Genomic DNA, 26,489 nt, shown 5'->3' on the forward strand with positions numbered 1-26,489 from the left:
CGCCGCCCACGTTTTTAATTAAATCTTTAATGTTATCAGGTCGGCTAGCAAAGCCTGTTCTTGGTAAGCCAACGCCTTTACGCGACAATAATTGTAACGAGCGGAGTTTGTCGCGTGAACGGCTTATAGCCACTGATTCATTAATATTAAACGTGCCCATCATTTCAAACTGTCTTGCTACTGCTGTACCGTAGAAGGTTACTGATGCGCCAATACGCGGAATAATAGCATCATATTCAGGTAATTCTTCACCTTTGTAACGCACACTTGAACGTGTACTAGTTATATCCATATAACAGTGCAGCGTATCAATAATATCAACTTCATGACCCATTGCTTCGCCAGCTTCTTTTAAGCGGCGTGTAGAGTAAAGATTTTTGTTTCGAGATAATATAGCAACTTTCATTGTATTTCCTTTGAATTCATTTAGTTAACACTTTCATTCTGTCATGCTCAATCAGACAATAAAAGTAGCGTAATATTTTATTTAGGATGTATACCAACCCTCTTAAAAACGTTCGTTTCAGGAAATCTGAGCGATCATAAGCAAAGCATATTTGTTTAATAAAGCTTGCCCCTTCAAAATATAACGTTGGATATGATTTACTAATCCGACCATAAGGATTGGTTTACTCGCGCTTTATGCTAATTTATTGATTGTAATAAGTGAATACTCATTCACTACAATCAATGCTTTGCCAAAAGGGATTCTAATTTCTGCTGAGCTCTACACCTTTGAGTTGAACGGGTATAATGCTCTTATTACTTGAACCTACCAGAGGGCAGTAGTAATAAGGCTTTGGTTGTAATTTTAGCTATCAAACGTACTAAGTCTCAATATTTGGGTGATTTTAATCATAAAAAACCTTTAAAATCAATTTAATATCGTTATCGGTTTATTAGTATAGAATACTTCGCCTGATTATTGAGCTAACATTACAGTTTATTAATGTTACAAAAGATTAAGTAGACTACTTTTTTCTTTGAGAAAACATAAAACACACTACATATTCTAGTTTAAAACTTCAGCCATGTGTGTTTATCTTCGACGTACAAAAAATGCTCGGCGAACACAACGAGAAGTGCATTGGTAATAAAATTATCAGATAAACTAATTTTTTTAGGTGCGAGTGCCATGATAAAAAAACCTCTTTCCATGATGATTATTCAACCATAGTAAAGAGGTTTTAATTTAGCAATTACAAATGAGTATCACTTATATTATTTGTAAATTTTCCTGCTTTGTTGATATTTCGGGGATCTCTACTAAGAAGTCTGTAACTCCCACATCAAGTCCTTGTTGATTTAACAAAGTGGATAATTGACCTCGATGATGTGTTTGGTGATTAAATAAATGACTAAGTAACTCACCAAAATTACGAGTACTGATAATACCTTTTGTACTGGAATATTCTAAGTTTTTAGTGAAGTCAATTGTATCAACTTCATACTTGAGCCAATTAGATAATGATAAATCTACTTTTTCACGTGCTATTTTGAATGAGCTAAACTCTGGAAAAATCATATCGTTTAATCCATTTGGTTTAGGTAGTTCCAGTATACTTTTTAGAGCTAGATAATTATTTGAATGCTTAGAAAACCTTGATAGCCAAATGATATCGCCAACTAATATATGATTAAGAGTTCCCATTATAGAGATAAAATATGCCCCTAAATCTTCGTTGGTAATTTCTTCACTCAAATTATCTATAACATTAGAAAATTGAATGTTCATTCTGTGATTATAATCTGCCATCAAAATGAAATGACTCAATAGGTTCATTTATACTCCGAACTAAGTCAGCATAACGAGCTTGTAGAAAAATAAAAGTGACACTCACTTAATATTTAACAAAACAATATACCTTATCGACTATTGTATCAATAATTTTCATTTAGTTTTTAGCGCTCGTAACTACGGTAATTGTTATTTTTAGCTAAGTTTTTAAATAATTTATGATATTAAAAATAAATAAAAGTAACACTCACTTATATTTCTCCTCATATTTTACTGTTGAACTTACATATTTAATTAAAATTAGAAGCTCATAATTAAATTAAGCGTTTAGTTTTAACCTTCATGGCATATTTTTTGATGTCTTTCTTAAATATCTATTGTAAATACTACAAACACTATTTTTTTAATTTAATAGTGTAAAAATTACTTACAAGTAGGAATAAAATACAAAATAAATAACATTTAAGGGGCAAACATGAGTAAATCAGCTCAACTTTTTCGAATGGCAACAGATGAGTATATTTGTCCGTTTGGTTTAAAATCAAAAGACCTATTAGAACGAGAAGGATATAAAGTTGATGATCAGCTTTTAACTTCTCGGGAACAAATAGATGAATTTAAAAAACAACACAATATAGAGACGACACCTCAAACTTTTATTGACGATAAACGTATTGGAGGTTATGACGATTTACGTGATTACTTTAATAAACCACAAGCCGTCCAACAAGGTACAACTTACACTCCTATCATCGCAATTTTTTCAGTTACATTTTTGCTTAGCTTGGCATTTATTTTTGCATCGAGTAATGACTTAATATCAATGCAAACAGCAGAGCTGTTTGTTGCCTTAACAATGGCAGTATTGGCAATACAAAAGCTTCAAGACTTATTTAGCTTCACGAATTCATTTATCACTTATGACTTATTAGCTATGAAAGTAATTAGGTACGCTTATGTTTACCCATTTTTAGAAGCATTTGTTGGTATTGGAATGATTGCTGGGTTACCAGCGTATAGCATTGCCCCTATTTCATTGTTCATTGGTGGTGTTGGTGCCGTTTCTGTAATTAAAGCCGTCTATATAGATAAACGAGAACTAAAATGTGCGTGCGTAGGCGGTGACAGTAACGTACCTCTGGGCTTTATTTCTCTAACAGAAAATCTATTTATGATCGCTGCTGGTATTTGGATGTTTATTAGATAGAAGAGATAGTGTTTTATTTATCACTTCCTTTTGATTTTAAAAATTTACTTCAAATAAAGTCTTATACATTGGAGTTATAGATCAGCACATTATGGGTGAGTGTCTTTTATATTTCTTTTATATTTAAGCAAAACATAGGCAACTGTTTATGTTCCGTTTAAGGTTATGAAAGGGTTAGTTCAATTGTTCAAGAAGATGTGACTCTTCACCATCTTTAAGTGTCAATTTAATCCCATAATTCATTTGATCTCCACACCAAACTTGGCGCTCAATAAATTCAACTTTTGCAAAAAAGTTTACTGGAACATTATACTCTTCAACAAGAGAGTAAAATTCAGGGTGCTCAACTAAATTTAACTCAAGTTTTTCAGAAAATGAGGTATTTATTAATTCAATACCGTAACCACTACAAGCCCCTACACCATTACTTTGATATGATGGTTCTGAAATATCTGTTGAATACTCCTCTTGCGTACAAATAGGGATATCATTAGCACAACCATCATTTTGATTAAAATAAGCATTAACCTCACTAATAATCAAAATAGTTTTACCATCTATGCTGGTGTCTACTTTCATACGTTTATCGATCAATTCAGAGAAAGAGATTGCTTCATTTAAATCTCTAGTTTGCTCTTCACTATCAGATTCAGAGCCACAAGCCGTCAATAAATAAATAACGGGTAAAAACATAATTCGATACATAGGATTCCTTTCATAACGCCATTCACCGGCTTGGTGATGTTGGCGGATTTTTGGAACAAAAAATGTGACAGCTTTAGCATTCCTTCTATTTACAAAAGAAAATAATCCAACTGATCTTTTAAATGGCATTGAGAATACGTCACTATGCGCATTATATCAATAAGTTAAAAATAAGTACTGAACTGGTTGATGCTGAATGAGGAGAATATTATTATTTGATAAATGTCAGACTACAAGTCATTTAATGGCAATACGAGATGTCATTGGCTGGCACGGCCACATGATATTTTCCAGTTACTTAACTTAACTGCTTCAACTAGCTTCTTAATAATAGAAAACCCCTAATATTAAATATTAGGGGTTTTATTTAGTTGATCGCTATTAGTAACAGCTTTTAGCTAACCCTGTTAAATAACCACTTAACCGGCTATTTAATTTATTAGCTAGCATACTAGCTAATTAATTAAGTACTAAACCTATTGATTAACCGTTACTAACGTCTTCAAATTCTGCATCAATGATGTCGTCGTTAGCACTTTCTGCTCCATTACCTTGCGCTGATTGCTGTTGACGTTGATCAGTTTGTGATTGCTCTGCTTTTGCTTGCTCAGCTTGCGTTATATTACTGTAAGCTTGTTGCAATGCATTTTGTCGCATTTCAATCGCTGACTTATCGTTCCCATTTACCGCCATTTTCAGTTGCTCAATTAAACCTTTAAGCTCGGTTTGCTGTTCATCACTCAAACTTGTCATAGACGTTTGTACCGTATGAATTAATTGATCGGCTTTATTACTTGCTTCAACTAACTCACGTTTTGCTTTATCTTCACTCGCATGAGCTTCAGCATCTTTAAGCATACGGTTTATTTCATCTTCGGTTAAACCACTTGAAGATGTTATTTTAATGCTTTGCTCTTTACCCGTTGCTTGGTCTTTCGCTGAAACATTTAATATGCCATCGGCATCAATATCAAAGGTAACCTCCACTTTCACCGAACCGCGAGGACCGGGGTTAATATCAGTTAGATTAAATTGCCCTAACGATTTGTTATCGGTCGCCATTTCTCGCTGACCTTGTAACACATGTATAGTTACCGCCGCTTGATTGTCTTCCGCCGTTGAAAAAACTTCTGACGCACGGGTTGGTATGGTAGTGTTTTTATCAATGAGTTTAGTCATTACACCACCTAAGGTTTCAATACCTAACGATAGTGGTGTTACATCAAGTAATAACACATCATTTACTGTACCTGATAACACTCCCGCTTGAATTGCCGCGCCTATTGCCACCGCTTCATCAGGGTTAACATCTTTACGAGCCTCTTTACCAAAGAATGCATTAACTGCTTCTTGCACTTTTGGCATACGTGTTTGACCACCTACCAAAATAACTTCGTTAATTTCGCCTTTAGTTAAGCCCGCATCTTTTAACGCTTGCTCACACGGTGCAATAGTCGATTTAATTAAATCTTCAACTAGAGATTCTAATTTTGCACGGGTCACTTTTACGTTCAAATGTTTAGGACCACTTGCATCCGCAGTAACATAAGGTAAGTTCACCTCAGTTTGCTGCGTTGATGATAACTCGATTTTAGCTTTTTCAGCCGCTTCTTTAATACGCTGTAAAGCTAGAGGATCATTGTTAATATCAATGCCTGTGTCTTTTTTGAATTCATCAACAAGGTAATTAATTAAGCGTAAATCAAAATCTTCACCACCTAAAAAGGTATCACCGTTGGTTGCTAATACTTCAAATTGTTTTTCACCATCAACATTCGATATTTCAATTATTGAGATATCAAAAGTACCACCACCTAAATCGTAAACCACAACATTTTGATCGGCTTTACTATTTTTATCTACGCCATAAGCGAGTGCTGCTGCTGTTGGCTCGTTAATAATACGCTTAACATTAAGGCCTGCAATTTTACCTGCATCTTTGGTAGCTTGACGTTGTGAATCGTTAAAGTAAGCAGGAACCGTAATTACCGCTTCAGTTACTGTTTCACCTAAATAAGCTTCCGCATCTTTTTTGAGTTTACGTAAAACTTGTGCTGATACTTCTTGTGGTGATAATGCTTTACCATTAACTTCAACCCACGCATCGCCATTGTCTGCCTTTACAATTTTGTAAGGCGCTAATTTAATATCTTTTTGTACTTCTTTATCGCTAAATTTACGACCAATTAATCGCTTGATAGCAAATAATGTGTTTTTAGAGTTAGTTACCGATTGTCTTTTTGCAGGTTGACCCGCTAGAGTTTCGTTATCTGCATAGGCAACAATTGACGGTGTGGTGCGGCTACCTTCAGCGTTTTCTATAATTTTAGCAACGCCACCTTCCATAACCGCTACACATGAATTTGTTGTACCTAAATCAATACCAATAACTTTTGATGTAGTGTTTGTCATAATAATCACCTATTAAATTAAAAATGTAATAAAGGTCTGATGCTCATGGTACTTACCTGTTTGCAGTTTGACCGTATAAACAACCTTTAAACATTGTGAGTTACTAACGGGTTAACTAAATAACCTTGTTGGTTTGTCACTTGATGTTTGGTTAGTGGGGCTATAATACGTAGACTGCGATAATGCTTCTGTCACATATATGACAGTTTGCGCTATTTAATTTCAAAAAATTAAATTTTCATTTAAAATCATTATGTTATTTGATTATATTTAATGAGATGATGGAAAAATAAAAACCAGCATGATGTTTTTGCTAAATAATGACAACTATGTAGAATAAAGTTTACCCGTTGTCATTACATCAACTTCCGGTTATTTAACTCGTATTCAGTTTTTAGGTATTATTTTTACTATGGACAACACTATCGGCTTACCACAACGTGCTAATCCTGTACTCGTTAAACAAGCAACTATTTTTGCCGGTTTACCTGAGAAATTAATTGAAGATTTTCAGCAAGAATTTCAGCTTCATGAATGGCAAAAAGACGATTACATTAATTCCAACATATTAACAAAACGCTTCTTTGTGGTTATGTCTGGGCAATTAGAAATTAAACAAAGTAATGCTGATACAGGTAAAGAAGCCACCTTAGATATGCTATATGCTGGTGATTGTTTAGATTTAATGGTGCTGCTTGACGACCAACCACACGATATTATTATCTCGCCACTTAACACTGTAAAATTGTTATCAGTAAAACTGGAAACTATGCGTCAATGGCTTTGGACCTACCCTGCATTTAATAAACAGTTTATGCCTTATTTAGCGAAAAAAATGCGCGAAAAAGAGCAGCAAGTCAGTAACCTCGCCTTACATGATGTAACCACGCGTTTAGGTCGTATTATTTTAGAACACATTAATAAAATTAAATTTTATACAGGCCGTGAAGAAGAAGCACATCACCATCATTTGATTAATGGTTTGACCGATGAAACTTTAGCAAGAATGACAGGCTCGGTAAGACAAGTAGTGAATAAACAATTACAGTTGTGGAAACAAGCTGATATTATCGATAAAAAACGTAATCAGCTTATAATTAAAGACTTGGAAGCGTTAGAGCGCGAAGCTAAATACACGCAGGATCTGTCAAATACACCGTTAGCAAAAAGCTAATTAGCTTATGCCCACAGCTCGATCACTTACATGCGGGTTTGTTCGGCGCTCTTGACCAAACGTACTCATTGGCCCATGTCCAGGAATAAAACACACATCATCACCTAACGGAAATAGGTTTTCACGAATAGAGCGAATTAACGTGCCGTGATCGCCTCGTGGAAAATCAGTACGGCCAATTGAACCACTAAATATCACATCGCCCACTTGTGCTATTTTTGATTCGCGATGGAAAAACACCACATGCCCTGGTGTATGCCCTGGGCAAAAATACACTTCCATCACAATGTTACCAAAGCTAACAGTATCGCCCTGCTTTAAAAATCGTGTTGGCGTAAACTTGGTTGCGTATGAAAATGCTGCACCAAACATCTGTTTTTGGTTATCAAATCCATCAATCCAAAACTGATCTTCTTTATGTGGTCCCTCTATGATCACATCAAAGTGCTTAGCTAAAGCATCAGTGGCGCCCGCATGGTCAAGATGAGCATGAGTGATCAATATTTTTTCTAACGTTACTCCATTACGAGCAATAGCGGCTTTAATTTTTTCAATATCACCACCGGGATCTACTACCGCAGCCTGCTTAGTCTCGGTACACCAAAACAAGGTACAGTTTTGCTCGAAAGGTGTTACCGGAATAATTTCATGTTTTAACATAGTACTCTACTTATTGTCTGTTTACTTATAATGTTTATCTGATTGCTTATTTATTACTTATTTAGTATTTAAAAATTAAATTTCAGATAAAAGCGCTTGAATAATAACACATCAAATAAAGATAAAGCCTTTCACTTCAGCGCTTAAATAGCTAAGCTTTAAATAATTAATTTTATCAAACAGTTATTTTCTATGTCTAGCACTTCATCACGTGACTCTTTTCATTCTCGCCTTGGATTTGTACTGGCTGCAGCAGGTGCAGCAATTGGTTTAGGTAATATTTGGGGATTTCCAACCCAAGCGGCTAATAATGGTGGCGGTGCATTTTTAGTAGTTTACTTAATTGTTACTGTATTACTTGCCCTACCAGCACTTTATGCTGAGGTTTATATTGGTAATCAGGCACAAACGAATCCTGTTTCGGCGTTAGCAAAAGCTTGTGGCGAAAGGTTCAGTAAACTTGGTCACTGTGCTGGTATTATTGGTATCATCGGCGCTGTAATGATGCTTAGCTTTTACACCATAGTAGCGGGTTGGATGCTTGCTCATGCGTTAGCGGCAATATTTGAGATCATCGGTTTACAACAAATATCTGTTTGGTTATCAAACTCAAGCACCTTACGTAATTTACTCTTTACGCCTATTTTTATCATACTAAGCGCTGGTATTGTTTTTCAAGGCGTGCATAGCGGCATAGAGCGCTGGTCTGCACGGTTAATGCCTTTACTGTTGGTAATGATGCTCGGTTTAATTATTTACATGCTACAACAAGATGGCGCACAAGAGGGTTTAGCGCTTTATTTAATTCCAGATTTTAGTCAAATAACAAAACCAAGTTTAATAATATCGGCAATGGGACAAGCGTTTTTCTCTCTTGCCATTGGCGTTGGCGCTATGATGGCGTATGGCTCTTATATCCCAAAAGGTAAAGGCGTTGGTAAGTTAGTGTTATCAATTACTGCACTGGATACTTTTATTGCTTTTATTGCTGGCTTATTAATTATTCCTGCGCTGTTTGTAGCTCAACATAATGGTCAAACGGTTTTCTCTGATGGCAATTTAGTGGGCGGTGGACAACTAATATTTAGTATTTTACCTACTCTATTTAGTGCCATGGGGACAATAGGGCTAGTCGTCTCATTTATCTTTTTTATGTTGTTATCAATAGCCGCATTAACCTCCACTATTTCAACTACGGAAGTACCAGTAGCTTATCTTATTGAAGATAAAAGATTGAGCCGAAAACAAGCCACCTGCTTAACATCAGGCATAGTTTTTATCGCCAGCATGTTAGTTATTATCTTTTTTGAGCCTTTATTTGAGCTGGTGATTCAATTACTCACCACCATTTTACAACCATTAATGTCGTTGTTTTATTTCATTGTTGTCGGCTGGTTATGGCAACGCGGTAATAAGTTAACCAACCTAGCAGAGCTAAATAAAAAACGAACTTTAAAACTATTAGGTTTTTATTTACGCTTTATTTGCCCAGTATTACTCATGATTGTTTTTGTTAATATTGCTTTTTAGTTGGGGGATATATCTGAAGCAAAGTGCCTATTAAACAGAAAATAACGTAATAAAAATCGGTTTATTTTTCTAATAACTCAACTTCTTCATTAACTAACTCTACCTGCTCTATTTTCTCAAAGCGTGTAGATATTTTGTCCGCTGAGGTATGAATTTGTTTAACATCCATAGCCGCTTGATCAATATGTTTGGCAAGGTTAGCAAAGCGCCCTTTAAAGCGGTTAAAATCTTTTCCTAAATCAGACAAGTGCGCTTGAATAATATGAATTTGTTGACGCGTTGCTTCATCTTTAAGTACTGAGCGCGCGGTGGTTAATATTGCCATCAACGTAGTTGGCGATGTTAGCCATACCCGCTTTTTATTAGCGTACTCTACCAAGTCACTTTGATGTCCGTGAATTTCAGCAAAAATAGCTTCGGCAGGAATAAACATAATAGCGCCATCGGCAGTTTCGTTGTCAATAAGGTATTTATCACTAATATCATTAATGTGTTTTTTGATATCCAGTTTAAACTGACGCATCGCAATAGTACGATCTGTTTCATGTGCTTCAAGATCAACCATTTTACGATAACTCTCTAATGGAAACTTTGAATCCACCACCACATTACCAGTAGGTTTAGGTAAGAAGAGTACACAGTCGGCTATTTTTCCGTTAGATAAGGTATGTTGAAGTTTAAAGCTTTGCTCTGGTAATACGTTTCTAATCAGACTGTTTAGTTGTACTTCACCAAAAGCGCCACGCGAACGTTTGTCGTTTAGTACTTCTTGTAAACTCACCACGTTGGTCGATAACTCGGTAATTTTCTTTTGCGCATCATCAATCAGTGCTAAGCGTTGTAAAATATCACTGAAGGTTTTAGTCGTTTTTTCAAACCCTTCGGCTAGACGTTTTTCTACCTGACCACTGATTTCTTGCAAGCGTTTATCGGTAGCTGTTGTTAAACCGTCAATACGTTTACTCATTTGATCGCTAGTTTGCGCTAAGGTTTTCGCCAATTCTTCACGGTTTGCTTGCCCTGCATTATTTAAATGATTAATCACTTGATCAAGCGACTGGCTTTGTTGATTGGTCAATTGAGTTTGTAACTCATTTACTTGTCTCATCAATTTAATGCGCAAATCGGCCATTTGTTGGTCAATGGTGTTTGATAACAACAACTGTTGTTTGTCGTGTGCTTGGCCCAGTTGCTGTTGTAATTGCTGTTGAATTGTTTCTTGCAAATGCTTTGATTGTTCAGAAAATTGCTGCGCCAATGAAGTGGTAACTGATTGCGCTAATTCTTGGTTTTGCGCCAATAGACTTTTGTTCATGCTAGCAATACGAAAGATTACCCATAACAAAGTGCCCAAGAGTATTGCCGCTAGGGTTAACGCTAAGAGATATTGTTGATCAGGGCTTAAATCAGTGAGGAAATTCATTCATTATTCTCAAGTAGTTAAAGTTAGTAATGTTTACTCAATGGTAACTTACCAAGCAATCTATCTAGCAATTCACCTAGTAATTCACTTAGTAATGTAAGCGCATAAAAGTACTGTTTTTTATTACAGTACTTATTAAAGCATAACTCACTTATTGCAGCTAGTACTTTCATTAACTAACCTGAGATCGGGCTCATGAAATAGAGTTAATTCATTATATCAATTGCTTAGTAACTACTTAAATTTGATGACTTTCTATCAATACTTTAATACTTGCCTATTTCCTTATTCTTCCATGCGTTTATTAAATACGCTGAAATAGAATCACTACTACTCATTTTATAAAGTAATTTATTAGCCGAGTCTTTACCTGACTCAAGTCCGTCACCTTTTACACCAAAACTATTTAACTGTTCACGACTAAACCATTGTGCATTTTCTAAGGCATCTTGACTGACATCAATAACATCGCTGATTGCTTCTGCGGTAAATCCAATCATGATAGACGCTGGAAATGGCCACGGCTGCGAGGCAATATATTGTGGGTTTTGTGCAATAACTGCGGTTTCTTCAACAACTTCTCTGACCACTGCTTGTTCAAAAGTTTCACCTGGATCAACGAAACCTGCGAGGATGGAATACACACCTTTATCCCAACTTGCTTGTCTACCTAATAAACAGCGCGCTATACCATCATCAAACATTTTTTCAACTAACATGATCACCGCAGGATCGGTACGTGGAAAAGTCATATTACGACAATCTGTACATCGTCTTGCGTGTCCTGCCTCGACTGCGAGACTAGTGTTACCACACAGTCCACAAAACTGATGGCTGGTATGCCAATACACTAAACCTTTTGCTAAAGCTAAAATTGAGGCATCAATCGCCGTTAAGTTAGGTGTTATGCCTCTTAATTTTTGCCATTGACCTAGCTCGGTTAACTCTTCCTGAGTAGAGAAGCGTAACTTTTTAAAATCGATGGCAAAAATAGAGCTTGATTGCGACTTATCTCCACTTACGCTAGTTTTACCTAGGTAGATACAACTAGCAATATTAACAGTAGGCAGTTGTGCTTTATTAAGGTAAATAGGGCTAATTACTTTACTATTATCAACAAGACACATTCCGTCATTAATGACACAAAAAACAGTATTATCATGATTAAACTCAGCAGCTAACCAACGTTTATTGTTACGTTGATTAGTGCAGCGATCTAATGGCATATTGGCATAGGCGAACGTCATAATTAACCTTGCCCTTTAACTTGGCTTAATTGTGAATCTTTCTCCAAACCAAGATCAGAGCCAGAAACTTCTGATATATTAGTAGGTATAAAGGAAGACCTTGTATTGATAAATTGACTTGCTAACAATGACACTATCGCAAAGCCAGCGCCCGCATAAAAAACTAATGATGCATCATAAAGCCAGATTAAACCAAAAGCAGCTGGAATAACGACAGCCGCAATATGATTAATACTGAAACTCACCCCGGCACTTGAAGCGATGTCTTTCGGATCAGCTATTTTTTGAAAATAAGTTTTCAACGCAATAGCCATCGCAAAAAACAAGTGATCTATAATATAAAGTGCTGCAGCAACATCTGCCGACTCAACTAACGCATAACCAACAAAAACAATAATCAAACCAGTATATTCAACGGTTAATGCTCTACGCTCCCCTACTTTTGCAATCCACTTACCAATTTTAGGCGCTAAAAAGAAGTTAATCACATGGTTAATCATGTATAAAAAAGTCACTTGTTGCACACTGTAGCCAAACTTTTCGACCATCAAAAAACCTGCAAAAACAACAAATATCTGCCGGCGTGCACCCGATAAAAAAGTTAGAAAATAAAACAAGCTGTAACGTTTTCTTAATATCAATTTTTTATGTTGCACGTGTTCCATCGGAAACTTAGGCATAGAGAATGCGAGCCATAACGTCAGTAATAAACCACTGATACCAAAAAACAAATACATCACTTGATAACTAGCAGATAGTACACTAAAACCTAGCCAGATTAACGCATAACAACTCAATGAGGCTGCTGATTTTATCGACATTAATTTACCAAGTTTCTCAGCCGCTTCATCTTTTTTAAACCATTGTAAACTTAACGAGGTATTGATTGTTTCGTAGTAATGAAAGCCTATCGACATTAATACCGTAGTCGCATAAAGCCCATAAATACTCGGAAATATTCCCGTAAGAGCTACGCCAATAGATAATAAACACAAGGATACAAGCGCAAAAACTTGCTCGGTAAATACAAGTAAAACAAAAACTGCGGTGAATGCTAGAAAACCGGGAATTTCTCGCAATGAATGTAACATACCTATTTCAGCACCACTAAAGGCTGCTCTTTCAATAACAAAATTATTGAGCATTGCCATCCATGCGGCGAAGGTAATAGCCATTACCACGCTTGCTACCGCCAAAAAAACAAAGGGACTTTGCCATTTATTATTAGGTATTGATTGTGGTATTACTTCGTTACTTTTCATATTTATAACCTTTAACAGGGGCTTTCTCGATTAATTTAAGCAATTAACTTAACTAGACAATTAGCTAGATGATTTGCTTAAGAGAGACTAAATCGTAAATTATTAACTGAGGATTATAGGCTTATTTGACTGTCAGCAATAGCCATAATAACGCTTTGATTTTTCAGATAATCAAGATATGTTAACTTATGAGACTTAAATCCAATAATTACCTAAACTGTACACCGACTATTTCTGTACTTATCAATCAACAAAAAACGACAAAAAATTAATTTAGGAAGAAACCATGCATAACCCCAATGTAAAATTTCCAATATCAGGTGCTTGTCAATGCGGACAATTAACTTATCAATTATTTGAAAAGCCTAAAATGGTTTTAGCTTGTCATTGTACAGAATGTCAGAAACTTGCAGGCAGTCCTTTTAGTGTAACCGCTGTAATTGACACTTCAGCTATTAAATTTTCTGGCGAAATGAAAGAGTGGAGCCGAAGTGCAGATAGCGGCAATGAAAATATAGCTAAGTTTTGCCCTAATTGCGGCACAAGAATTTACCATTATAATCCTGCAGATATGAGCACGATAAAATTAAAGTTAAAACCTATTGCACCTGAAGTCGCAAACTTATTTGAGCCAAGTGCGCATGTTTGGGTAAGTAAAAAATTAAGTTGGTACACAATACCAGACGGCATGAAATGCATTGATAAACAGCCGTAAAATTAACTCTATTAATTTAGCTGATATATTTTAACCAGTATAAATGATCACTTAATGAGTTGGATTGGTATAATAGCTCCCGCAACAAAAAAGGCGCTTAAAGCGCCTTTTGTAATTCAAAATAAAGGTTGAAGTTAAAACTAGGCTTTACCTTCTGCTTCTTGAATTTTAACTTTCCAGATTTCTGGACCTGTTACATGCGCTGATTCACCTGTGCTATCTACCGCAACAGTTACTGGCATATCTTCTACTTCAAATTCGTAGATAGCTTCCATTCCCATGTCTTCAAAGGCAACCACTTTCGCTTTTTTGATTGCTTTAGACACAAGGTAAGCTGCGCCACCAACAGCCATTAAATACACTGACTTATGGTTTTTAATGCTTTCACATGTTGCTGCGCCGCGCTCTGCTTTACCAATTGAGCCTAAAAGACCTGTTTGCGATAACATCATTTCGTTGAACTTATCCATACGAGTTGCTGTTGTAGGGCCAGCAGGACCTACCGCTTCATTACCAATAGCGTCAACTGGGCCTACGTAGTAAATAAACTTGTTAGTGAAATCTACAGGTAATTCTTCACCCTTAGCTAGCATTTCTTGAATACGTTTATGCGCTGCATCACGACCCGTTAAAATAGTACCGCTAAGTAATACCGTTTCGCCAGTTTTCCACTCGCTAATATCAGCTTTGGTTAAACCATCAACATTTACGCGACGAACATTTTCGCCAACTTCCCAAGTAATTTCTGGCCATTCTTCAAGTTTAGGTGGCGTTAAATCAGCTGGACCTGAGCCATCAAGATGGAAATGCACATGACGCGTTGCCGCACAATTTGGGATCATCACTACAGGTTTAGATGCAGCATGAGTTGGTACTGAATTAATTTTAACATCAACCACAGTAGTTAAACCGCCAAGACCTTGTGCACCAATACCTAACTTGTTAACACGCTCAAAAATTTCTAAGCGTAATTCTTCTTCAGCATTTTGTGGACCACGTTCAATTAACTCTTGAATATTTACCGGATCCATTAAGCTTTCTTTAGCAAGTACGCCTGCTTTTTCAGCTGTACCGCCAACACCTATGCCTAACATTCCTGGTGGACACCAACCCGCGCCCATTGTTGGTAAGGTTTTAACAACCCAATCAGCAATAGAGTCTGATGGGTTTAACATCACCATTTTAGTTTTGTTTTCACTACCGCCGCCTTTAGCTGCGATCATAATTTCAAGACCGGCACCTGGCACCATATCAATATGTACAACAGCTGGTGTATTATCTTTGGTATTAATACGTTTGCCCGCAGGATCTTTAACAATAGAGGCACGTAATGGATTATCTGGATTTAAGTAAGCACGACGCGTACCTTCATCAACCATTTGTTGTACGGTCATGTCAGTTTTATCCCACTGAACTTCCATACCTACTTTAACGAAACAAGTAACAATACCAGTATCTTGACAAATTGGGCGTTTGCCCTGAGCTGACATGCGCGAGTTAATTAAAATTTGTGCTATCGCATCTTTCGCCGCTGTTGACTCTTCTTTGTTATAAGCTTTTTCTAACGCTTGAATAAAATCAAGTGGGTGATAATAAGAAATATATTGTAATGCGTCTTCAATACTATCGATTACGTCTTGTTGTTTAATAATGGCCATAGTGCTCTCTATTAGCGTTACCTGTATATAGGATGAAATCGCTTAAAACTGCGTTAATACTCTTTAATACAAGGTTGTTGAAAGATATAATAAATCTACATATATAATAACTCGCTAATGAAAGTGCTGCCACCGCAAATGGTTTATAATGACTATTTAACTAGCGAATAATGAGAGAATGCAAAAATTTGTGCAATTCGACCGACAATAACCACAGTTATACTCAAAAACCAGCCCGTATTTCAGCTAAAAGAATATTTTTTAATGATATTAACAAGCTCAATAATAAAGTTAATGTTACGAGTAAAATGTTGTTTAGTTTATTTGCGCAGCAACCCTGGGCAATGTGGTTAGACTCTTGTGAAAGTGAGCATGTCGATAGTCGCTTTGATATTATTGTTTGGCAGCCTATTGCCACGATAACGACTAATAATACCACCTCAGAAATCTGTTTCTTTGATCAAAAAGAAAAACAAAGCAAGGTTAAAAAAACGACTACTGATGACCCACTAAAAGCACTAAAAAATCTGCAAGAACAATTATTTAATACTGCTATTCCTACACATGAATACTTACCATTTTTAGGTGGCGCATTAGGGTATTTATCTTATGATTTAGGTCGTCGATTTGAAACCTTACCCTGTGTAGCGAAACAAGATATTAATTTACCTGATATGGCTATGGGCTTATACGATAAGGCAATTATCTTTGATAAAAGTAGCCAAAGTTTTTATTTGGTTTGTGAAAATAATAAACGCAGCAGTCTTGAAACTTTTATTTATGAAGAGCTAGCGCAAAGTCTTTTATTAAATGATAAAACCAAACATAGTTTTCAATTAACCGATATTTGGCAAGCCAATATGGACAAAGCCAATTACATTGAAAAATTTAACCAAGTTCAAGCGTATTTATTATCAGGTGATTGTTATCAAATTAACCTTGCTCAACGTTTTAGTAGCAATTATCAAGGGGATGAATTTGAAGCCTATTTAGCGTTGAGGGAAGCTAATAAAGCACCATTTTCTGCGTTTATCCGTTTAGAAAACGCCGCAATTTTAAGTGTCTCGCCTGAGCGTTTTTTACAATTATCAAACGGTAAAGTAGAAAGTAAACCTATTAAAGGCACCATGCCCCGTAGCAAAGATCCAATTCAAGATGCTCTAAATGCTGAAATTTTAAAAAACTCCCCTAAAGATAATGCCGAAAACCTAATGATTGTAGACTTGCTTCGTAACGATATCAGTAGAAGCTGCCAAGCAGGCTCGGTAAAAGTACCGTCATTATTTGCTATTGAGAGTTTTCCTGCTGTGCATCATTTAGTTAGTACCGTTGAGGGCATATTATCAACCGATAAACATGCCACCGACCTACTCCGCGGTGCGTTTCCTGGAGGCTCTATTACTGGTGCTCCCAAAATTAGAGCGATGGAAATTATTGAAGAGTTAGAGCCTAATCGTCGTAGCGTTTATTGTGGCTCTATTGGTTATTTATCAAATTGTGGCAATATGGATACCAGTATTACTATTCGTACCCTTATTTGCCAACAAAATACTGACTCTCGTGGTGAAATTCATTGTTGGGCTGGGGGGGGATTAGTAGCCGATTCAACAGCAAAAAGTGAATACCAAGAAACGTTTGATAAGGTTAATTGTATATTACCTGTTTTATCAACGCTTAATAAACCTTAGGTTATACCAACTCAGCCATAGCCTGTTAAGTTGTAGTTTTATAATTAGTACAAGGAATATTGAAATAAAGGCCTTGTTTTTGGCCATTTTTCCTGCGTATAAAATAAACCACTACTTAATGGAACAGGTACAAAAAACAATGACCAAAAATGAATTTTTATTACGCTTTAATTTGTTACAACGAGTCGAGTCTGAACATCATTATCAACATCCCAAACCACTTCACGCTGCAGCAGTACTTATTGCATTAATCGAGCCTTCAGAAGGTGAAGAATTACAGGTGTTATTAACAATACGAGCCAGTCATTTAAAACATCACGCTTCACAAGTGAGTTTTCCTGGTGGTAAAGTCGAACAATATGACGCGTCTTTAGTCGATACAGCATTAAGAGAGGCCTTTGAAGAAATAGGTTTACACCAACAAAATATAACCATTGTTGGTCAGCTTCCACCCTATGAAACCCTTAGTGGTTTTAATATAACGCCTGTGGTTGGTATTGTTAAACTTAAACAAAACTATGTAATGGATACAGGCGAAGTAGCGGAAATATTTCATGTGCCATTACAGCATTTTTTAATGTCAAGTAACCATAGGGTTGTCAATTCAACACTTAATGGCTTTCAACATAAGGTGCACTTTTTTCCTTACAAGCATTACAATATTTGGGGCGCAACCGCGGTAATGCTCAAAGATTTAGTTGCTCAAATTAATTATCAACCTAGGCCTTCACATAAATAACTCTTAACATAACTATTAACATAAGACTTAACACAAGCGTTGAACTGGTGTTGTTCATATTTTTAAAATAAACAACCGCCTTCAAATTAGTTGATATCACAAAAAGGTGAAATAAGTATGACTCATAATAAGCAATCTCTAACTGCTATTTTAGCCAAACAGCAGTTGGCTTATAAACTATCACCAGCGCCTTCAATTGATTATAGAAAAACACAATTAATCGCCTTGAAAGGTGCCTTATTATCGCATCAAGATGCTTTAGTATCAGCGCTTAATACTGATTATGGGCAACGTGCCGAACAAGACAGCCTAATTGCAGATATTTTACCTTGTATTATGAACATAAAATACACTATTAAAAATCTTAAAAAATGGACAAAACCACAACGCCGCCATTCGGGGCTATTGTTATCGCCAGCAAAGGTTACCGTGCATTACCAACCACTTGGGGTAATAGGTATTATGGTGCCATGGAACTTTCCAGTTATGTTATCAATCGGCCCTTTAATTACCGCTTTGGCTGCGGGTAATCGCGCTATGATTAAACTGTCTGAATTTACGCCTGCAACAAACTTAGTACTTAGCACTATGCTCGCAAGTATTTTTGACAGCAAAACTGTCGCTGTAATTGAAGGTAAAGCCGATGTGGCGGCTTTTTTCTCGGCGCTGCCTTTTAATCATTTGTTGTTTACCGGTTCAACTAATATTGGCAAACACGTTATGCGTGCTGCTGCTGATAATCTAACTCCTGTCACTTTAGAGTTAGGTGGTAAATCCCCCGTAATTATTGCTAATGATATAGCTATTGAAACCGCCGTTGAGCGATTAATCTTTGGTAAATGTTTAAATGCAGGACAAATATGCGTTGCACCTGATTATGTTTTTTGCCCAGAAGCACAGGTTGATGAGTTTATTAGCGCTTATCAACAACAATTTCAAGCAATGTACCCTAAACAAGAAAACTGTGACTACGCCAATATAATTAATGAGGCGCAGCATCAGCGCTTACTTACTTGGCTTGATGATGCCATAGCTAAAGGTGCGAAAGTAATTGCCGCCAATGGCGAAAAAATAGACCGTACTTCAAGACAGCTTGCTACCCAGTTAATTACTCAGGTAAATGATGATATGCAATTAATGCAAGAAGAGATTTTTGGGCCCTTACTACCTATATTACCGTACAAAGATCTTGATGATGTTATAAATTACATCAATGACCGTCCTCGCCCATTAGCGTTATACATCATGAGTTTTGATAAAACTACGCAACAATTGATTCTTGATAAAACACACTCTGGCGGGGTTTGTATTAATGATACTGTTATGCATGTTGCTGCAGATGATGCGCCTTTTGGCGGTATTGGTGATTCAGGAATGGGGCACTATCATGGTAAAGAAGGCTTCTTTACTTTTTCAAAAGCGAAAACGGTACTAACACAAGGTAAAATAAACCCCGGAAGATTCATTCATCCGCCTTATGATCGCTTTGTACAAAAATTACTGCTGAAGATTTTTATGCGTTAAACAATCTGAATTCGGGGTTAGCAAAATGCTACAACAGCTCTAATTATGCGTAGTCACTTATATTAGCTGCGTTTTCTCGCCTTGAAGAAAAACAATTAAAACTATTGCAGAAGTGTAAAGGCAACTAATTGATATTATTTGGTTATACATATTCATTATCCGAATTCAGATCAAATATATCAATTAAGAGTTAAAGAATTTGAAAATAAATCTTGCGCAAGTTGCTGTTCTTCTTGGCTATAATATGGATTTTCTATTTTAATAATCTTTCTTGATTTTAAATTAGCGCGTTCAATATCTGCAGCGTAATATTTATACAACAATTTTTTTAAATCACCATTCGCTAAAATTTTTCTTAACCCGCTCTCTAATCGTTTGGCTATTTCTGGGGTTTTAGGCGAGACATAAATATAGGTATACATAGGAATATTTAATGCGAGTGTTGGCTCTACCACAATATCTGTTAACTGATCTTTACGCGCTTCTAATTCATCATACACTTCGTAAATACCTCGTGGTAAATAATCAAAACGATGTTTATTTAGCATCAAAAAAATCCCTTCAAAATGCCCTGTATCTACATAAGAAAGGTTTTGTAACTTGTATATTTTAGTTGTTTGCCAATCGGTAGTTAATCCTGCTTGCAATAGGTTTAAATCGTCTAACGTATTGACTTGTGAAAATTTTTCAATATCAGTTTTATTTATCAATAATAGTCGATAATTTAATAGCCCTAATCGAACAGGTACGCGTATAACAAGCGCCTTTTCATCCCATTCTTTATTTGCAGGTAAAAAGACGGTATTAACTGTTTTCCCTTCAAGTAGTCGTTGCGACATACGACTACCGCTCATGGTTATTTTTAGTATTTCTAATTTAAAATCACCAAATTCAGGCTCAGTAATTTCAAGCGCTCGACGAATTACTTCGACACTATGCGCAGCTTTATTTTCAGAGAGTTGTTGCAGTTGTAGTTTAACGATAGAAGTGGAGTAGGAGTTGTGAGAATACAAGGCCATGAAAAGTATCATAACTATTAGATAATGTGCTTTGTTTTTATTTATCATTCTGACGACGTTTTTAATATAAAATATTCTCAGTAATTAGTTTAACCTGAAATCGGGATAATGAATATGTATAACCTAACAATAACAATTAGTTACCATTAAACTTCTACAATAGTTTTAATTATTCGTAGTTCAAGGCGAGAAAACGAAGCCAATAACTGGTTATTGGGAGTTTTCACAACGCAGAAATACGCATAATTAGAGCTGTTGTAGCATTTTGCTTATCCCGATTTCAGGTTAGTTTAGCTTTGCTAACTGCTATAAGCAATATGATGCCATAGTAATACGCAATAGCATTATATTAATCACTATAAGTAAAGTCAGCTGTTAAAGCATTAAAAAAGGGCTACATTTGATTGCAGCCCTTTTATAATAGCAGTTAATTTAACAATTATAGATAATTGTTATTAATTTTTGATTTTACACAGCAAATGGATATTTAATTGCTTCATGACATTCATAACCTTCAACTTTAAAATCATCCATAGTCACCCAAGTTTCAAGATCTTCTAGAGACTTTATATCAGGGTTAATAATCAATTTTGGTAGCGCTAGCGGCTCACGTTTAAGTTGCACGTCTCGCATTAATGGTAACTGATCTTCATAAATATGGGCGTTTACTATTTTGTGGTATGCCATACCTGCTTTTTTACCCGTTATTTGTGCCATTAACGCTAAAAAGGTAAATACTTGCACTTGGTTAAAGTTAAGCCCTAATGGAACGTCACATGAACGCTGAAAACTCGTTAAATGCAAGGTGTCGCCCACTAAAGAAAAATTGTGGGTGTGCATACAAGGACGTAAGCAGCCCATGTGAAATTCACCAGGATTATAAAAAGTTAAAATTTCTGCGCGATCATCAATACCATTAGTCAAGTTATCAACAATTTTTTTAAGTTGATCTATTGAACCACCATCTGGCTTTGCCCAACTACGCCCTTGAATACCATAAACACGCCCCATATCGTCTTCACCTTTACGGTAAGAGTTATTGAGCCAATCATCATTTAAGTTAGCATTGGCATCCCAGGTTTTAGTGCCTAATTTACGAAAGTCAGCAGCATTATCGTAACCACGGATATAACCAATAAATTCAGCAATTGCCGATTTAAAAAAACTTTTACGCGTGGTTATCAATGGAAACTCATTAGCACCAACATTGTATTGTAAGTCGGCATTAATCACGGTTAAACAACGTTTACCTGTACGTTCATTTTCAATCCAAGTACCTTCGTCGATAATTCGTTGACATAAATCTAAATAAGCACGCATTAGCTATTCCCCTTTATTTTTTTTGAATCCGCTTTAGCTGAGTTAGTTTGGCTAATTGCCGACTTTTGTTGGGCTAAATAACCTAAATAAATAATTAACATACCTGCGACTATCATTGGAATACTTAAAATTTGTCCCTTTGAAATAAATGAGAAATACAAACCTAGATGCGCATCTGGCTCACGGAAGAACTCAACGATACTTCTAAATACGCCATAACCGATTAAGAATGCACCTGACGCTAATCCTAAGCGATTAGTTTTGCGGCTAATAAAATATAAAATAGCAAAAAGCACTACCCCTTCTAAAGCAAATTCATACAATTGTGACGGATGACGAGGCACTTGTAATGAATCTGTAGGGAAAACCATCGCCCATGGCACATCAGTTTGACGCCCCCAAAGCTCAGCATTAATAAAATTACCTAAACGGCCCATACCTAAACCAATAGGTACTAGTGGAGCAACAAAGTCACCTACTGCCAGAAATGATTTTTTGGTTTTACGAGCAAAAATAAATATCGCTAAAATAACCCCTAACAAACCACCATGGAATGACATGCCACCTTGCCATATTTCAAATAAATACAAGGGATCTGATAAAAAGTATTCAAACTGATAAAACAGTACGTAACCAACACGGCCACCTAATATAACCCCTAAGAAACTATAAAATAATAAATCACTAACTTGTTCACGAGTCCATTCACCTTTACTACGATCGGCAGCTTTATTCGCGAGAAACATAGCGGCGAGAAAGCCGATTAAATACATAGCACCATACCAGCGTAGCGATACCGGACCAATACTAAAAATAATGGGATCTATTACGGGAAATTGTAAAAACTGTTCTGTCATTGCTTGTCCATTTCTCAAAGGTGAAAGTTAAAAAATATGTTGGTGTTATACTCACATAATAATCGTTATTCAAACGGTATTTGTGGTTAATAATCTACAGCTATCATTACTATCGCGATTGTAGCTGCACTTTGCGAATTAATTCGCTATTTTGCTCTATATAATACGTCTAATCATTTCAGGTACTATTTCAGTTACATGCAAGTTGCTGGGCTAGTATACGTGGTAAAGTTATAAATTTCTCTGCTAAAAGTATTTAACCAAGCATCATTTTCAGTGCGACAAAAATTAAAAATACAGCAAAAAATTTCTTTAATATTTTTATCGGTAATTTACTCGCAAGTTTAACACCTAGCGGCGCCGCAAGAGATGAACTAATGACAATACCCAATAAGGCGGGAAGATATATATAACCTAAACTCCATTGTGGTAAGTCAGCTTGATTCAAGCCCGTAATAATGTAGCCAATAGAACCAAAGAGTGCAACCACTACCCCACATGCAGTGGCAATACCAATAGCATGCCTTACTGGCAAACCAAAAAAGCTTAAGGAAGGAACTAAAATAGCACCGCCAGCAATACCCATTAAGCTTGAAGTAATGCCAGTTATAAAACTGAGTAATTGTAAAACATAACCTGTAGGAAGGGCTCTTGTTTTGGTTATTTTGATAGACAGTAACATATACAGGGCAAGTAAAATAACAATAATAGAAAAGAAGCCTGTTAACAATTCGGCTGATAATGAGTCAGCAATAAAAGCCCCAATAAAGGCTCCAACAGCAACTAAAACCATTAATTTTTTGGCTAGTTGCCAAGGAATATTAGTATTTTTGTGATGAGCAAAAGCTGCACTTGATGAAGTAATAACAATAGCCGCTAATGAAGTGCCCAATGCCATAGGGAAAACAATATCAGGACTCACGCCGACCATAGGAAGTAAATAGATAAGTGCGGGAACTATAATTAATCCACCGCCTATACCCAGTAAACCGGCCAGAAAACCTACAGCGCTACCTAAAACAATACAAGAAATGAAAACGGTTAGAATCATTGACGTTACGGTAATCCGCTCCTTAAAAGGTAATGTACTTTACTTGCTAATGATATTCACTCACCAGTTGTCAATTTAGCGAACTATTGAACTATATACAGTGCATAATTATACAATGCATAATGGTCATTTTAGCAAAGACTAGTAATTAAAACCCTGCACGAATGAAACCACCAAGCCCTAATGCTTCAAGTTGCGTATTAAGGTAACTATGCACTTCTTTAGTTGTTGATAATGTTAATGTTTTTTCTAATATACTTTGTGCTTGTTCGAAACTGATATGGCGAATTACCCACTTAATACGCGGAACGTTATGACCATTCATACTGATTTTATCAAAGCCCATGGCAAGTAGTAAAATGGCTCCCGCCGGCTCTGAGGCTAACTCACCACATAAACTTATAGGTGTTAAATATTGTGCCGATTGTTTAGCTAAACTATGCAAAGCGGTTAATACTGCAGGATGAAAAGAATCATATAAATTGGCTACTTGGCTGTTATTTCTATCAACTGCTAATAAATACTGCGTTAAATCATTACTACCAACCGAGAAAAAATCAACGCGCTTAGCCAAAGCCTCCATTTGAAAAATAACCGAAGGTACTTCCAACATAATGCCAACCTTTGGCCGAGTTAACGTAGCCGAAATAGCTTCTGCTTTTTGTTGTGCTTGCTCAAGTGTTAACTTCGTTTTGCTGTTACTAGACATTAATTCGGCGGCAATATCTGTAGTCAACTCAGCTTTGAGCTCAAAAAATGCTTGGTTAATTAAACGCAATGCGTCATCAACTTCTTCAACACTTGAAATCATCGGCAGCATTATTTCTAAATTATTTATGCCTTGATTAGCACGGAGCATGGCTCGAACTTGAACCAGAAATATTTCAGGGTGATCTAGGGTAATTCTAATACCACGCCAACCAAGAAAAGGATTTTCTTCGGTAATAGGAAAATAAGGTAATGACTTATCACCCCCTACATCTAAGGTACGCATGGTAACGCCATGATTAGGAAATGCTTGCAATACTTTACGGTATATTTGAGTTTGCTCTTGCTCAGAAGGAAAGCAATTGCGTGTCATAAAAGGAATTTCTGTTCGGTATAAACCAATACCTAATGCACCAAGCTTTGCAGAGTGCTCGAAACCGGCTGATAAACCTGCATTGAGTAATACTTCAATAGCTCTGCCGTCTTGGGTAATACAAGGCAGGTGAGCAACTTCCATAACCTTATTGGTCAGCTCTTCTTCTTGATTTAATAAATATTCATATTCTTGCTTTAGCGTCTCATTAGGGTTAATGAATAACTGGCCGCTGTAACCGTCAATAATCGCTTGTTTATGATGTAATTGACTAAGTACAATGGCGTTTACGCCCATAACCGCGGGTAAACCTAAAGAGCGTGCAATGATCGCTGCATGTGAGTTATTAGATCCCGATAACGAAATGATCCCTAATAAGCCTTGATGCTGATATTGAGCAACCATTGAGGCTGTAACATCTTGAGCAAGTAAAATAAATTTTGGGGGTAACTTTAAGTCTTCTTTCGATTGATGTTGCAGGTTAACTAATAAACGCGTGCCTAAGTCACGAATATCACTTGCTCGCTCACGAAAATAGCTATCTTCGAGAGCTTCAAATTGACTAATATAATGTTCTATAACAAGCTTTAATGCACTGTCTGCACGCCAACCTTCAGCTATTTTAGCACTAACCTCTTGCCCTAAACTGGCTTGCTCTAATAATTGTTTATAAACATCAAAAATGGCTAGACTGTCATCATTAATGGTTTCACTCAATTTACTGCTTAAAACATTAAATTCTTGACGGGTTTTTTCAACCGCTTGTTCGTAACGAAATAATTGATTTTTAGTGTCATCTGATTTTTTTAATGATATTGCTGCAAGATCAGCTTGCGGCTGACAAACCACTATTTCACTCAACGCAATACCTGGTGCGCCTGCAATACCATGTAACTGCTTAACACCTTGGTTAATTTCTTCTTGCTGATTAAGCAAACGTTTAATTTCGGCATTAGCCAATGCGTTAGCTAATTGTGTTGTCAAGGTAACTAAAAACGCTTCATCATTTTCGGTAAAGTGACGTGATTTTTTTTGTTGTACCGATAAAATGCCAATAACTTTACGTTGATGAATAATAGGCGCACCTAAAAAAGCATTAAACTCATCTTCTTCAACTTCTGGGGCATGAATAAAGTCTTGATGTTTTTGCGCATCGGAAATATTTAACGGTTCTTCACGTTGCCCTACAAGCCCAACCAAGCCTTCAGAAAAACCTATACAGGTTTGCCCTTGAGAACCTTTAGCTAGTCCATCAGAGGCCATTAATAAGAAGTGTTGGTGGTGGTAATCAGCAAGATAAATTGAACAACAATCAGTTGCCATCGCTTTTTTCACACTCGTTACTATACGCTCAAGCGCAACTTGTAATTCAGCCTCTTGGCTAAATTCCAATACTATTCGGCGTAGGGTAGTTAACATTGTGTTCCTCTGCGATCTGATCGATTTAGGTTGATAAATACTTTGATTAAGGTGTTATAC

20 protein-coding genes and 1 pseudogene are annotated in these 26,489 nt (G+C 36.4%); 7 read left to right on the plus strand and 14 right to left on the minus strand.

Translation table 11 applies throughout. The annotated features are described in order from the left end of the window. Together CWS31_RS05025 and CWS31_RS05030 are read right to left on the minus strand one after the other, a co-directional pair. Positions 1-406 (minus strand): annotated as a pseudogene (locus CWS31_RS05025) (30S ribosomal protein S6--L-glutamate ligase); the annotation flags it as partial. A gap of 810 nt (positions 407-1,216) precedes the next feature. After that, positions 1,217-1,783: a DinB family protein gene (locus CWS31_RS05030; protein WP_101345088.1), complete on the minus strand. Its 567-nt coding sequence runs from the start codon at positions 1,781-1,783 to the stop codon at positions 1,217-1,219. A 430-nt stretch (positions 1,784-2,213) separates the two neighbouring features. On the opposite strand from CWS31_RS05030, the gene CWS31_RS05035 reads away from it, so the two are divergent. Continuing rightward, positions 2,214-2,945: a MauE/DoxX family redox-associated membrane protein gene (locus CWS31_RS05035; RefSeq protein ID WP_101345089.1), complete on the plus strand. Its 732-nt coding sequence runs from the start codon at positions 2,214-2,216 to the stop codon at positions 2,943-2,945. Positions 2,946-3,119: 174 nt separating this feature from the next. On the opposite strand, the gene CWS31_RS05040 is transcribed toward CWS31_RS05035, so the two are convergent. Then, entirely contained in the window at positions 3,120-3,779 is a 660-nt protein-coding gene (locus CWS31_RS05040; RefSeq protein WP_148747687.1) for a hypothetical protein, read from the minus strand. A 354-nt stretch (positions 3,780-4,133) separates the two neighbouring features. After that, positions 4,134-6,062 (minus strand): molecular chaperone DnaK, encoded by a 1,929-nt coding sequence (dnaK, locus tag CWS31_RS05045; protein WP_101345091.1) that lies wholly within the window; start codon positions 6,060-6,062, stop codon positions 4,134-4,136. A 412-nt stretch (positions 6,063-6,474) separates the two neighbouring features. Here dnaK and CWS31_RS05050 point away from each other — a divergent pair, with 412 nt between their 5' ends. Then, a complete protein-coding gene (locus tag CWS31_RS05050; RefSeq protein ID WP_101345092.1) occupies positions 6,475-7,236 on the plus strand; it encodes a Crp/Fnr family transcriptional regulator in 762 nt (253 codons plus the stop codon). Here the strand turns inward: CWS31_RS05050 and CWS31_RS05055 are convergent, their stop codons facing one another. Continuing rightward, positions 7,237-7,896 (minus strand): MBL fold metallo-hydrolase, encoded by a 660-nt coding sequence (locus CWS31_RS05055; protein ID WP_101345093.1) that lies wholly within the window; start codon positions 7,894-7,896, stop codon positions 7,237-7,239. It lies immediately after the preceding gene. Between the two features lie 192 nt (positions 7,897-8,088). On the opposite strand from CWS31_RS05055, the gene CWS31_RS05060 reads away from it, so the two are divergent. Then, on the plus strand, positions 8,089-9,426 hold the full coding sequence (locus CWS31_RS05060; protein WP_101345094.1) for a sodium-dependent transporter: 1,338 nt from the start codon (positions 8,089-8,091) through the stop codon (positions 9,424-9,426). A gap of 61 nt (positions 9,427-9,487) precedes the next feature. Here the strand turns inward: CWS31_RS05060 and CWS31_RS05065 are convergent, their stop codons facing one another. The 3 genes from CWS31_RS05065 to CWS31_RS05075 all read right to left on the minus strand — a co-directional run bounded on the left by CWS31_RS05065 (position 9,488) and on the right by CWS31_RS05075 (position 13,358). Beyond that, positions 9,488-10,849: a DNA recombination protein RmuC gene (locus CWS31_RS05065; protein ID WP_101345095.1), complete on the minus strand. Its 1,362-nt coding sequence runs from the start codon at positions 10,847-10,849 to the stop codon at positions 9,488-9,490. Between the two features lie 266 nt (positions 10,850-11,115). Beyond that, entirely contained in the window at positions 11,116-12,096 is a 981-nt protein-coding gene (gene nudC / locus CWS31_RS05070; protein ID WP_101345096.1) for an NAD(+) diphosphatase, read from the minus strand. 2 nt (positions 12,097-12,098) lie between these two features. Further along, complete coding sequence (locus CWS31_RS05075; protein ID WP_101345097.1) at positions 12,099-13,358, minus strand: MFS transporter; 1,260 nt, start codon at positions 13,356-13,358, stop codon at positions 12,099-12,101. Between the two features lie 286 nt (positions 13,359-13,644). Here CWS31_RS05075 and CWS31_RS05080 point away from each other — a divergent pair, with 286 nt between their 5' ends. Beyond that, a complete protein-coding gene (locus CWS31_RS05080) occupies positions 13,645-14,073 on the plus strand; it encodes a GFA family protein (RefSeq protein WP_101345098.1) in 429 nt (142 codons plus the stop codon). A 140-nt stretch (positions 14,074-14,213) separates the two neighbouring features. On the opposite strand, the gene CWS31_RS05085 is transcribed toward CWS31_RS05080, so the two are convergent. Continuing rightward, complete coding sequence (locus CWS31_RS05085) at positions 14,214-15,731, minus strand: fumarate hydratase (protein ID WP_101345099.1); 1,518 nt, start codon at positions 15,729-15,731, stop codon at positions 14,214-14,216. 308 nt (positions 15,732-16,039) lie between these two features. Here CWS31_RS05085 and pabB point away from each other — a divergent pair, with 308 nt between their 5' ends. From pabB to CWS31_RS05100, 3 genes are all read left to right on the plus strand, one after another. Then, positions 16,040-17,419, plus strand: a complete 1,380-nt coding sequence (gene pabB / locus CWS31_RS05090; protein WP_246143375.1) for an aminodeoxychorismate synthase component I — start codon at positions 16,040-16,042, stop codon at positions 17,417-17,419. Positions 17,420-17,558: 139 nt separating this feature from the next. Then, entirely contained in the window at positions 17,559-18,158 is a 600-nt protein-coding gene (locus tag CWS31_RS05095) for a CoA pyrophosphatase (protein ID WP_101345101.1), read from the plus strand. Between the two features lie 117 nt (positions 18,159-18,275). Further along, positions 18,276-19,682 (plus strand): coniferyl aldehyde dehydrogenase, encoded by a 1,407-nt coding sequence (locus CWS31_RS05100; protein WP_101345102.1) that lies wholly within the window; start codon positions 18,276-18,278, stop codon positions 19,680-19,682. Positions 19,683-19,861: 179 nt separating this feature from the next. Here the strand turns inward: CWS31_RS05100 and CWS31_RS05105 are convergent, their stop codons facing one another. From CWS31_RS05105 to ptsP, 5 genes are all read right to left on the minus strand, one after another. Beyond that, entirely contained in the window at positions 19,862-20,701 is an 840-nt protein-coding gene (locus CWS31_RS05105; RefSeq protein ID WP_101345103.1) for a hypothetical protein, read from the minus strand. Positions 20,702-21,169: 468 nt separating this feature from the next. Then, positions 21,170-22,021, minus strand: coding sequence for a thymidylate synthase (locus CWS31_RS05110; RefSeq protein ID WP_101345104.1), 852 nt, complete (start codon positions 22,019-22,021; stop codon positions 21,170-21,172). Further along, entirely contained in the window at positions 22,021-22,878 is an 858-nt protein-coding gene (gene lgt / locus CWS31_RS05115; protein WP_101345105.1) for a prolipoprotein diacylglyceryl transferase, read from the minus strand. The genes CWS31_RS05110 and lgt overlap by 1 nt, the downstream gene beginning before the upstream one ends. A 256-nt stretch (positions 22,879-23,134) precedes the next feature. After that, the gene (locus CWS31_RS05120; RefSeq protein ID WP_101345106.1) at positions 23,135-23,929 is read right to left on the minus strand and encodes a sulfite exporter TauE/SafE family protein; all 795 of its coding nucleotides are present in this window, start codon (positions 23,927-23,929) and stop codon (positions 23,135-23,137) included. Positions 23,930-24,077: 148 nt separating this feature from the next. Then, entirely contained in the window at positions 24,078-26,429 is a 2,352-nt protein-coding gene (gene ptsP / locus CWS31_RS05125) for a phosphoenolpyruvate--protein phosphotransferase (RefSeq protein WP_101345107.1), read from the minus strand. Positions 26,430-26,489: the final 60 nt, after the last annotated feature.

The sequence above is a fragment of the Colwellia echini genome, from assembly GCF_002843355.2.
GTDB classification, from domain to species: Bacteria; Pseudomonadota; Gammaproteobacteria; order Enterobacterales; family Alteromonadaceae; genus Colwellia; species Colwellia echini.

What these genes read in the sequence shown, in the direction of transcription:
- CWS31_RS05030 (WP_101345088.1), bottom strand. Translation starts at nt 1,783, where the DNA reads ATGAACCTATTGAGTCATTTCATTTTGATGGCAGATTATAATCACAGA.
- CWS31_RS05035 (WP_101345089.1), top strand. Translation starts at nt 2,214, where the DNA reads ATGAGTAAATCAGCTCAACTTTTTCGAATGGCAACAGATGAGTATATT.
- CWS31_RS05040 (WP_148747687.1), bottom strand. Translation starts at nt 3,779, where the DNA reads ATGCCATTTAAAAGATCAGTTGGATTATTTTCTTTTGTAAATAGAAGG.
- dnaK (WP_101345091.1), bottom strand. Translation starts at nt 6,062, where the DNA reads ATGACAAACACTACATCAAAAGTTATTGGTATTGATTTAGGTACAACA.
- CWS31_RS05050 (WP_101345092.1), top strand. Translation starts at nt 6,475, where the DNA reads ATGGACAACACTATCGGCTTACCACAACGTGCTAATCCTGTACTCGTT.
- CWS31_RS05055 (WP_101345093.1), bottom strand. Translation starts at nt 7,896, where the DNA reads ATGTTAAAACATGAAATTATTCCGGTAACACCTTTCGAGCAAAACTGT.
- CWS31_RS05060 (WP_101345094.1), top strand. Translation starts at nt 8,089, where the DNA reads ATGTCTAGCACTTCATCACGTGACTCTTTTCATTCTCGCCTTGGATTT.
- CWS31_RS05065 (WP_101345095.1), bottom strand. Translation starts at nt 10,849, where the DNA reads ATGAATTTCCTCACTGATTTAAGCCCTGATCAACAATATCTCTTAGCG.
- nudC (WP_101345096.1), bottom strand. Translation starts at nt 12,096, where the DNA reads ATGACGTTCGCCTATGCCAATATGCCATTAGATCGCTGCACTAATCAA.
- CWS31_RS05075 (WP_101345097.1), bottom strand. Translation starts at nt 13,358, where the DNA reads ATGAAAAGTAACGAAGTAATACCACAATCAATACCTAATAATAAATGG.
- CWS31_RS05080 (WP_101345098.1), top strand. Translation starts at nt 13,645, where the DNA reads ATGCATAACCCCAATGTAAAATTTCCAATATCAGGTGCTTGTCAATGC.
- CWS31_RS05085 (WP_101345099.1), bottom strand. Translation starts at nt 15,731, where the DNA reads ATGGCCATTATTAAACAACAAGACGTAATCGATAGTATTGAAGACGCA.
- pabB (WP_246143375.1), top strand. Translation starts at nt 16,040, where the DNA reads ATGTTGTTTAGTTTATTTGCGCAGCAACCCTGGGCAATGTGGTTAGAC.
- CWS31_RS05095 (WP_101345101.1), top strand. Translation starts at nt 17,559, where the DNA reads ATGACCAAAAATGAATTTTTATTACGCTTTAATTTGTTACAACGAGTC.
- CWS31_RS05100 (WP_101345102.1), top strand. Translation starts at nt 18,276, where the DNA reads ATGACTCATAATAAGCAATCTCTAACTGCTATTTTAGCCAAACAGCAG.
- CWS31_RS05105 (WP_101345103.1), bottom strand. Translation starts at nt 20,701, where the DNA reads ATGGCCTTGTATTCTCACAACTCCTACTCCACTTCTATCGTTAAACTA.
- CWS31_RS05110 (WP_101345104.1), bottom strand. Translation starts at nt 22,021, where the DNA reads ATGCGTGCTTATTTAGATTTATGTCAACGAATTATCGACGAAGGTACT.
- lgt (WP_101345105.1), bottom strand. Translation starts at nt 22,878, where the DNA reads ATGACAGAACAGTTTTTACAATTTCCCGTAATAGATCCCATTATTTTT.
- CWS31_RS05120 (WP_101345106.1), bottom strand. Translation starts at nt 23,929, where the DNA reads ATGATTCTAACCGTTTTCATTTCTTGTATTGTTTTAGGTAGCGCTGTA.
- ptsP (WP_101345107.1), bottom strand. Translation starts at nt 26,429, where the DNA reads ATGTTAACTACCCTACGCCGAATAGTATTGGAATTTAGCCAAGAGGCT.